This is a genomic window from Frankia sp. CcWB3, assembly GCF_977927595.1.
The window spans coordinates 1-5,376 of record NZ_CDWRCK010000268.1; the positions used below are offsets into that span (position 1 = coordinate 1).

Consider the following 5,376-nt stretch of genomic DNA (forward strand, 5'->3'; position numbering starts at 1 on the left):
ACCGGCGGGCCAGAAGAATCACAAGATCAGCGACAGATCCAGTAAAGTATCTCCTCTTGTCTGAGCAGCCGGCTGTGCCCCGGCTGCCGGACGTGAAGCCGGGCGGCCGAGACAGGGACGCGGACGAGATGGCCTGTAAGCCCCAGCTTGGCCAGCGCCCTGGCCACCATCATCAAACGACTCCGCGATGCCAACGGCGGCCCTATCCATCTGGTCGCCTGCTACGACCTGTACGAGCGCGTTCCCTATCTGCCGTCCGCCAGTCACAGGCGGGGCGGTGCTGTCTGCCTGGGGGCGGCTCGCAACGGGAGGGGTAGGGCCCGATGGGTAGCCCGGCCGTAACGGCCGACAGCACCTTGGAAGGTAACGCGCGGCCCACCGCCACCAGCCGGTCCCCGACCAGCCGGCCCATCACCGTCTTCGCCGGCGCCGAGACCACCCCACCCCGGCCGAGCAGCGGCCCCACCCTCGGTGAAGCTGAACTGTGGAGGGTTAGGGAGTCGAAATGAAATAACTTGCGCGTTTCGAACCCTCCACAGGCCTGTGACCTGCGATGATGCTCTCGATCACGTATTTGTTACTTCATTACGTCCCCTAGGCACGGTTCCGCGGTCCGCGACTTGTGACGGCCACGGGCCCTTGGACCTTGCTCCGGGGGTGCCGACTCCGGGGTGCCGAGCGGCTCGGGTCAGAGGTGCCGGTACACCTCACGCCGATGGGCGACGTGGACGATCGTGACGAGAATGCGGGTGTGGTCGACCTGGTAGATCACCCGGTATTCACCAACTCTGTTCCGCAGTATCCTGCTGGGTTGGCCGGTGAGGGCCCGGGCCCCCGAGGGGCGGGGTTCCGCCGCGAGTCGTGTTACCGCGATCAGGATCCGTCGAGTGGTGGAGGCGTCGAGCTTGCGCAGCTCTCGCAGCGCCGCAGTCGTCCACTCGACGGTGTGCGCCACGTCAGTTCAGGCCGAACTCGGCGAGGACGTCGGCGTGGGGTACGCGAGGCTCCTCGGCGGCCAGCGCCTCTCGGGCGACGGCGAGATCCGCTTCGTCCTCCGCCGCTTCCAGCTCACGGAGATCTTCTATGGAGATCACTGCCGCGACCGCGCGGCCGTGACGGGTCAGGACGATCCGCTCATGGGCGTGCTCCGCCTTGGAGACGATCTCGCCGAGGTGGTCGCGTGCCTCGCTGATCGGCATCTCGCTCATCCCCAGATTGTACAAACCGGGGAGTGGTCGGGCCGCTGAGGCGGACGAGGTGGCCTGTAAGCCGGGTCCTGTACCGGCTAGCCTCACGGCTCGTCGGCGGCGACCATCTCTCTCGGGCTGCCGTTGCCGGCAGCCTCTAGCGGTCCACCCGCAGGCTCGGGCGGGCAGCCCTCGAACGCCTGCGCGGTCCGCGGCCTCGCGGCTACGGGCCTTCTGACCTTGCTCCGGGCGGGGTTTACCGAGCCGCCCAGGTCACCCTGGGCGCTGGTGCGCTTTTACCGCACCGTTTCACCCTTACCGGCGCCGGAACCGGCACCGGCGGTCTGTTTTCTGTGGCACTGTCCCGCGGGTCACCCCGGGTGGGTGTTACCCACCGCCCTGCCCTGTGGAGCCCGGACTTTCCTCGGCGACGCCGGACGAGCCGGCACCGACGCGGTCGCCCGGCCAACTCGTCCGCTTCCTTCAGTATAGAGTGCTTCCCGGTCTACGCTTCCTGGGCGTAGGGCTGATCGGGCTGTCGGTGCGCGGAGCCGGCCGATCGGGCGGTATGGCGGCGGATCGAGGAACAGGACGATCATGACGGGACCGAAGCAGCCGGGCCGAGGGTTCGGCAACGCGAGGCGTACGGCCTCTCCGCCCGCCGTTCCGCCCGCGCCCGCGGCGCCGGCGGCGGCCGGGCAGACCCCCGCGGCCTCGCCTTCCGGAACGCCTGCCGGCCAGGTTCCGGTTGGTCCAGCCGGTCCGGTTGGTCCGGCCGGTCCGGGCGCCGTGGCGCCCGTTCCGCACCAGCCGGCCCACCCGGGCGGACCGGATTCTCCCGGCGTCCCGGGTGCGCCCACCGGCGGGGCCCGGCCGTCGCGTCGCGGGGTTGCCTACACCACCTATGCGATCACCGTGCTGGTGCTGCTCATCGCGATCGCCGTCGTGGTCTTCGTCGTGCAGAACGACGCGCGCGTGAGCATCTGGCTGTTCGGTTCGACCAGGCAGATGTCGGTCGCGGGTGCACTGGCCGCCTCGGCCGCCGCCGGTCTCGTCGTCGGCCTACTCATCGGTGTCATTCCTCAGATCAGGCTGCGCCGCGAGTTGCGCCACCTGCGTCGCGCGGCCGGCCGCCGGTAGCTGAGCGGAGTCCTCGGCCGCGGGTCGGCCGGTAGCCGGTTGGTGGAAGGCACGTCGGCAAGATGCCAGGCGGATCCCACCGCGTCGGTACAGTCCGGGTCGTGACGCCGTTGCGAACAGATCTGCCACCGGGAGCACAACTCCCGCCACGCCCAGCGAACGCACCGGCGCCCGGCACCGTGCTGCCGTCCCACTACGTGCGGTGCTTCGCCTGCGGTGACCAGTCCGCCCACGGACTGCACCTACGGGTCGACGCCGATGCCGGCCTCGCGCTGTGCGCGACGTTTGAGGTGACCGAGCATCATCAGGGAGCGCCGGGCCTCGCCCATGGTGGCCTGCTCAGCTGCGCCCTCGACGAGGCGTTGGGTGCGCTCGGGCATCTGACCCGGACCAGCCTGGTGACCGGCCGGCTGGAGACGGACTTCCTGCGGCCGGTACCCGTGGGCACCGTCCTGCACCTGAGGGCGCGGGTCGAGGGCGTGCTCGGCCGGCGGGTCTACGCTAGTGGCGAGGGACGATTGAACAGCCCTACCGGACGGGTCGCGGTCCGGGCCCGAGGGCTGTTCGTCGAAGTGCCCCTGGAGCACTTTGTCACCCATGCCCGGGCCGAGGACATCCAGGCGATCGAGCAGGATCCGGACCTGATCCGGCTGCGCGAACATCAGACCATTTCCTGATCTTCGAATCTCCTGGTCTTCGAATCTCGGAATCTCGGAATCCGCTCACGGGCGGGACTCGTTTGCTCGCCGTGATTCGACCGCACGGACCGTCGCATCTCCGTCACAGATCCGTCACAGATGTAGCTGGCACGGTGGGCGTGGCCTCCGGGTCTGTCGGGATGCTCCATCGACCGTTGCCTCGGCCACTGCGTCGGAACGTTCGGAGCGGCGGTCGGCCCCGGCGGCCAACCCTCGCCGGCTGTCGGTCGGCTCGCGGCGGAAAGCTCGACGGAAAGGAGGGTGCGGTGCCGGCGATGTCGCTGCGCTCTGGCGATCCGGAGCGGATCGCCCGGTTCACGCTCACCGCGCGGCTCGGCTCCGGTGGTATGGGAGTCGTCTACCTCGGCATCGACGACGAGACCGGAGGGCCGGTCGCCCTCAAGGTGATCCGGTCGGACTTCACGGCCGATCCCGAGTTCCGCAGCCGGTTCCGTCGCGAGGTCGCGGCCGCCCGGGCGGTCGACGGTGCCTGCACCGCGAGGCTGGTCGATGCCGATCCCGACGCCGAGGATCCGTGGATGGCAACCGAGCACATCCACGGCCAAAGCCTCGCCGAGGCGATCGCCGACCGGGGCGCGCTGACCATGCCGGTCGTCATGGCGCTGGCGACCGGGCTCGCCGAGGCCCTGAAGGCCATCCACGACGCCGGCATCGTCCATCGGGACCTGAAACCGGGCAACGTGATCCTCAGCGAGGACGGCCCGAAAGTGATCGACTTCGGCATCGCGGCGGCGGTCGACGCGACGGCCGCGACCAGGACGGGGGTGTTGCTGGGCAGCCCGGGTTACATGGCCCCGGAGCAGGTCACCGGACGCGGCGAGATCGGCCCGCCGGCGGACGTCTTCGCCTGGGGCCTGACGGTACTGTTCGCCGCGTCGGGGCGACCCCCCTTCGGGACCGGCCGGCCCGACGCGCTGCTGTACCGGGTGGTCCACGACGAGGCCGACACCGGGGATGTTCCGCTGGCCCTGCGCCCAGCGGTCCGCGCGGCGTTGCTCAAGGAGCCTATGGCCCGGCCGAGCGCCCACGCGTTGCTGCGCGTGCTGATCGGGTCTACTGGCGACCCGGAGCGCGAGACACGCCGGATACTGCGGGACGCCTGGCTCGCCCCACCGGTGACGACCCGCATGAGGAGCCTTCTGCCGGTCGCGGAGGAGGATACCCATGACGCCAAGACGCAGATCCGCCTCGATGCGCCGGAGAGCGCCGGCGCGTGGGTGCGAGTGGGCGACGGTGCGGGGACAAACGGTGCGGGGACAGCGGGCCGGGCGCCACGCGGGACCGGTGATCCGGCGGGGGACCCCGGGCAGGCTGGCGAGCTTCGGCAGGTCGGCGAGTCCGGGCAGGTCGGCGGGTCCGCGCTCGGCGAGGATGACGATCAGGCCGGTGGCCGGCCGGCTGACGGTGATCATGATGCGGCCGCTTCCGCCGGGGCAGCTCCCGCCGGGGCGAAGCGGCCCCTGTCCGGCCGGCGGGCCCGTGCCCGGCGCCACCCGCGCCGGACCGCGGGTCTGGCTGCCCTGGCCGCGACACTCGCGGGCCTGGCCGCCCTGAGCGCCTCCGAGGCCGCCGGCGACCTCGGTCCGCAGGCCCCCGGGACGGCCGCCAGTTCCCAGGCGACGGCCGGGGAACCGGGGCCCGGCCCGCACGGCGTGCCACTCACCCCGTCGTCGCGTGACGACGTCCCGGCCCGATCGGGACGTACTCCTGGGCCACCGGGGCTCCCCGCGCCCTCACTCTCTGTCATCGTTCCTCCTGCCGGCCTGTCGTCGGGGCGGCCGATCCCCGGATTCCGGGGCACGGTCGGCCAGCTCATGCAGGCCAAGGCGTTCACCGGCTTCGTCACCGCCCACGACACCCAGATCGTCTTCCTCGACATCTCCACCCTCGCCGAGGGTAACGAAGGGGCCTTCTACCCCGGACCGGACTTTGGGGGGGACAACCGGCCCAACTTCACCCTCTTCGACGCGTGCGGGGCGCTCGGGCCGGGGGAGCCGCCCGGCTTCGAGCCGGGGAAGGAGTGCTTCGGGAGCACGTACCGCCTTGCCGAGATGGCGCACAGCGGTGCTTCCTTCGGCTACGTGCAGGGTTCCTACCGGCTGCGTGGTTATTTCTGGGTCGACCTGGTACCCGGAATGCACCAGGGATTCGTGAACATCAATCTGCGGGCCGTCGACGCCCGGGATCTTCCGCGTTGACGGACCGGTGGTGTGTAAACATTCACGTAGATTCGTGATCTTGCGGTGAGTGGTTGGTGTTGGAGCTGGGTGTGGATGTTGTTCGCCGTTCTGGTGTGTCGTGCGTGGCGGCGTGGTCGGGGCGTGGTGGTG

General features: G+C 70.5%; 5 protein-coding genes and 1 other RNA gene. 3 read left to right on the forward strand and 3 right to left on the reverse strand.

Features of this window, described 5'->3' with window-relative positions; all coding sequences use genetic code 11:
• Window positions 1-688: 688 nt before the first annotated feature.
• The 3 genes from ACY5KJ_RS17130 to rnpB all read right to left on the reverse strand — a co-directional run bounded on the left by ACY5KJ_RS17130 (window position 689) and on the right by rnpB (window position 1,660).
• Window positions 689-955, reverse strand: coding sequence for a type II toxin-antitoxin system RelE family toxin (locus ACY5KJ_RS17130; RefSeq protein ID WP_462189046.1), 267 nt, complete (start codon window positions 953-955; stop codon window positions 689-691).
• A gap of 1 nt (window position 956) precedes the next feature.
• Window positions 957-1,208 carry a type II toxin-antitoxin system Phd/YefM family antitoxin gene (locus ACY5KJ_RS17135; RefSeq protein WP_462189044.1) on the reverse strand — a complete coding sequence of 84 codons (252 nt, stop codon included), beginning with the start codon at window positions 1,206-1,208 and terminating at the stop codon, window positions 957-959.
• A gap of 41 nt (window positions 1,209-1,249) precedes the next feature.
• An RNA gene (rnpB, locus tag ACY5KJ_RS17140) (RNase P RNA component class A) lies at window positions 1,250-1,660 on the reverse strand.
• A gap of 124 nt (window positions 1,661-1,784) precedes the next feature.
• On the opposite strand from rnpB, the gene ACY5KJ_RS17145 reads away from it, so the two are divergent.
• The 3 genes from ACY5KJ_RS17145 (at window position 1,785) to ACY5KJ_RS17155 (ending at window position 5,244) form a co-directional block, all read left to right on the forward strand.
• Window positions 1,785-2,327, forward strand: a complete 543-nt coding sequence (locus tag ACY5KJ_RS17145; protein WP_462203840.1) for a lipopolysaccharide assembly protein LapA domain-containing protein — start codon at window positions 1,785-1,787, stop codon at window positions 2,325-2,327.
• A 62-nt stretch (window positions 2,328-2,389) separates the two neighbouring features.
• Window positions 2,390-3,004, forward strand: coding sequence for a PaaI family thioesterase (locus ACY5KJ_RS17150; protein WP_462189042.1), 615 nt, complete (start codon window positions 2,390-2,392; stop codon window positions 3,002-3,004).
• A 296-nt stretch (window positions 3,005-3,300) separates the two neighbouring features.
• Entirely contained in the window at window positions 3,301-5,244 is a 1,944-nt protein-coding gene (locus ACY5KJ_RS17155) for a serine/threonine protein kinase (RefSeq protein WP_462189047.1), read from the forward strand.
• Window positions 5,245-5,376: the final 132 nt, after the last annotated feature.